We start from the raw sequence: 3,631 nt of genomic DNA, 5'->3' as shown, positions 1-3,631 counted from the left end.
GTGCTGTTTGATTTATAGATACTATTAACTTGCCTGATATATTGAGGCAAATTATCAAAGTTAATCAATTATGGCTAATATAACCAAATAATCCTGTCTGCGTTGTAACTCAAAAGCAAAAATTAAGAAGTTTGTCCCACAGCTTCCCACTCTTGAGGAGTATAAGTTTTTAAAGCCAAAGCATGGATAGCTTCAGACGCCATAGGTTCTTGTACAGCAGCATAAACCATTTGATGTTGTTTAACTCGAGTTTTTCCTTCAAACTGAGACGAAACAACAGTCGCTTGTAAGTGGTCGCCACCCCCGGTTAAATCTTGGACTTGTACTTGAGCATCTGGCAACTCCGCTTTAATCATTGATTCAACTTCTTCTAAATTCATTGTTCTTCCACTGTAAAGTTACTGTTATTCTACATATAGCAGGGAACAAGGAACAGGCAACAGGCAACAGTAGGAAAAGTATTTCTGTGTCTTATGGTTCATCATTAACATAAGTAAAACACTAACTCGTTCCTTGCTATATTAATTAAGAGACTGGGATGAGTTAGGAGGTTGATTCTCTCCAGAGGATCTAGGATAGGGAATATCAACAAATCCTAATTCTAGTAATTGTTGGTAGGCTTTTTTTCCTAGATCGCGAGTGGGTTGCTGAGAGCTAATAATTTGAACAAGTAATGGTACTGCTAATTCAGGTTGGTTTTGCGCCCGGTGGACTAAAGCTAATTGATAAGTGGCCTGGTCTCTCATTTGAGCAGTGTCCAATGCCTTAGTACGTTGGTCATCTGCCAGACGATTATCTATACCAGAAAAACTAGCAGCTAATTGACTATAGAAATTAGAAAGTTGATTAAATATTTGACGAGCTTCTTGAAGTTTCTGACTAGCTAAATTATAATTCTCTGAGGTAATGGCATTGTCAGCTTCACTCATTAAACGTTGTCCTCCCTGAAGACTGAGAAGACTATTTTGTTCATTTAAAGGACGAACATTTTCGGGTTGTGTGGGTTGTATTGGAACTGGAGAAGAAGGAAGGTTTTGTGGATCTGTAGAGTTTTCTGGTGAAACTTGAATCGGAATTTCTTGCTCTGCGGAATTTTCAGATTGAGCATTAAGTGGTTGTTGTAAAAGAATGAAAGCTGCCGTAATTAGGAGAGTAAAGCCGAATTTGGAGCGAATTAAAGGAATAGGTTGAGTAAATATCATAATTATTTAGTGAGTTCGTATAAATAAAAAACTATCATAAATGTTGAAAGAGGACTCCCGTTATAGTCGCGATATTTAACGGTGAAAGTGTCAATTTTTAGATATACTATAACTTTTTCAAAAATATATGGTTTTGAAGAGGGTTGTAGGTTTTAGGTTTTAGGTTAATTTTTCCATCTTATAGAGAATTAAAAAGTGTTTCGGTCTGGAAATGCTGTTTGCGGAGCATTCCGGTACGGAAAATGCTGATAGTTAGTTAAACTCTAATGAATTGTGGACACCGCAGGTAACGATAATATAACAATATATTATCGTTATCTTTTCCTTTATGGATTTAATACCTCAATGTCTACACGGTGTCTACAAGTTTTTTGGGTTTTATCCACTTTTTCCTTCTTGCTTCTTGCTTCTTCCTTCTTCAAAAGAATGGTGGTAGTTGCCATAATTGGGGTTGAAATTCTGTTAAGGAATTAAGAATTTGATGGGCGGAATAAAATAAGGTTTTATCCATATCAGGATCGGGTACAACTACTACGGACATTCCTGCAGCTAAGGCAGCTTCCATTCCTGCTAAAGAGTCTTCAAATACTAAACAATTTTTGGGAGAAGCATCTAATCTTTTGGCAGCTATTAAGAAAATATCTGGTGCTGGTTTTCCATGTTTAAGATTAGGGTCATCTCCTACAACAATATGATTAAATAATTGGAACCATTCTTGATGATTTTTTGTTTTTAAATTAAATGGTTCTTTGGAAGAACTGGTAGCTACAGCTTGAGGTATTTTATTTTGATATAAATGTTGGGTAAGATGAACTGCACCTGGCATTGGTTTTGATTCAGGAAAGCGTTGATATGTGAGGGTATTTCTTTGTTGAAGATAATCTTCGGGAGTGACAGGTAGTTCTAATAATTCTACAATTGCTTTGGCAGAATCAATTGATTTTCTACCAGTAATTTTACACTTAGTTTGTTTATCAAAAATTTTGCCATAACGGCTGGTAACTTCTAAGTTTACCTGAGCATGAATTGATTCTGTATCTAGAAGTAAACCGTCTAAGTCATAAATAACATGAGTGATTTTTGGGAAATTATTCATCGTTTTTTTTATAGTTATAATTAATTTTTTATACCGTTTGTATGAGTTTTTACTATAAATATTTAGGGTATTTTTAGTAGTAAGTAGTCAGGAGAAATAAAATCTATTCTTTTAGTCAAATAGATATTAAAACAATTTATGCCAAATTCATAAAAAGTTGTAGACAATAATATTTTAATTGTACGCTCTTTATCAAGAGCAGTTCTATTTTAATTATCTTATTATTAAAGGTGGTTGATTTATTCTCAATCAGTCATAATTAATTGTGATAATTACTTAATTTTGTAATTTTGAACAATTAATCTAGGATAATATAACCGAAAAAATATTATATTATTTTTTTGCTCCGATTTACTACCTGTTAATAACTAAATTTATTAACTTATATCAAGGGTAGTTTTCCTGTTTGAAATTGATAGGAAAATTGATGACTAATAAATTGTCAATATTACTAAATTAGTAAGCATTTCCTGCGGAATGCTGCGCAAACAGCTCTTAGGAGTCAGCGCTTCCCTGCGGGATGCTATGCAAACAGCAAATAATTAATAATTCTTTCTAAGGCTGAATGAGCGTAAGGATTCAGGTCCTATGGAAAAGCCTATAAATCTTGATAGATAAGCATTTCCGGCAATTATCTCCCAAATTATATTCTCAATTAGAAATGGCTACAAACCTTTATTTTCGTCATTATTGAGAATGAGACTATTAAATTGCTGAGTTAGTCATTTTCAGAGTTCTCTCTATAACTGGGTTTGAGATACCTGAATCCTTACGAATGAGCGTACATTGGCAGTAACTTTTAATTCTCTATCAATTTTTCAATTGCTTTTACCGAATAATTAATAATTAAATAATTAAATAATTAAACAATTTTAGGGTAAAAGCCTCCCCTTTCAAGGGGAAAAAAGCGGTCGAGGGATGGCGAGGTTTCCTCGCCATATCTAATCGACCAAGAGAATAAATTTTTTCCTTATTGGTCAATCCTCTCCCTAAAAGCTATGATTTATAAACATCTTTCTTGACATAAAAATTGACTTTTAGAGACAAGTTATGTGTGAGTGTTTCAGAGGCTTTTTCTTCAAAAATCATGTATTGAAAAGTACATTTTTTTTGAGGACTTAAGTAGTTTTGCCAAGCTTTATTGACTGCTTCTCCCTTCTCCCCTACTCCCTACTCCCCTGCTCCCCACAAGGTTTTCAGAAGTTCCTTATCAGGGATAGCCCTAAAAGGGAGAGGTAATTGTCCATTATCCATTTCAATTATCCATTAATAAACTCCTCCTCTAATCAATAACTAATGGCTGTTTGCGCAGCATTTCCTTCGGAATGCTGCG

Annotated in this window: 3 protein-coding genes; all 3 read right to left on the bottom strand. The window is 34.2% G+C overall.

Annotation, left to right across the window (positions count from 1 at the left end; translation table 11 throughout):
• Nucleotides 1–122: 122 nt before the first annotated feature.
• The gene (locus F6K13_RS23690; protein WP_124146784.1) at nucleotides 123–380 is read right to left on the bottom strand and encodes a BolA family protein; all 258 of its coding nucleotides are present in this window, start codon (nucleotides 378–380) and stop codon (nucleotides 123–125) included.
• A 141-nt stretch (nucleotides 381–521) separates the two neighbouring features.
• Nucleotides 522–1,202, bottom strand: a complete 681-nt coding sequence (locus F6K13_RS23685) for a hypothetical protein (RefSeq protein ID WP_124146785.1) — start codon at nucleotides 1,200–1,202, stop codon at nucleotides 522–524.
• 418 nt (nucleotides 1,203–1,620) lie between these two features.
• Nucleotides 1,621–2,298 carry an HAD-IA family hydrolase gene (locus F6K13_RS23680; protein WP_124146786.1) on the bottom strand — a complete coding sequence of 226 codons (678 nt, stop codon included), beginning with the start codon at nucleotides 2,296–2,298 and terminating at the stop codon, nucleotides 1,621–1,623.
• Nucleotides 2,299–3,631 lie beyond the last annotated feature (1,333 nt).

Source organism: Okeania sp. SIO2B9, from assembly GCF_010672505.1.
Taxonomy (GTDB): domain Bacteria; phylum Cyanobacteriota; class Cyanobacteriia; order Cyanobacteriales; family Microcoleaceae; genus Okeania; species Okeania hirsuta.
This window is presented reverse-complemented; position numbering and strand designations above follow the sequence as displayed.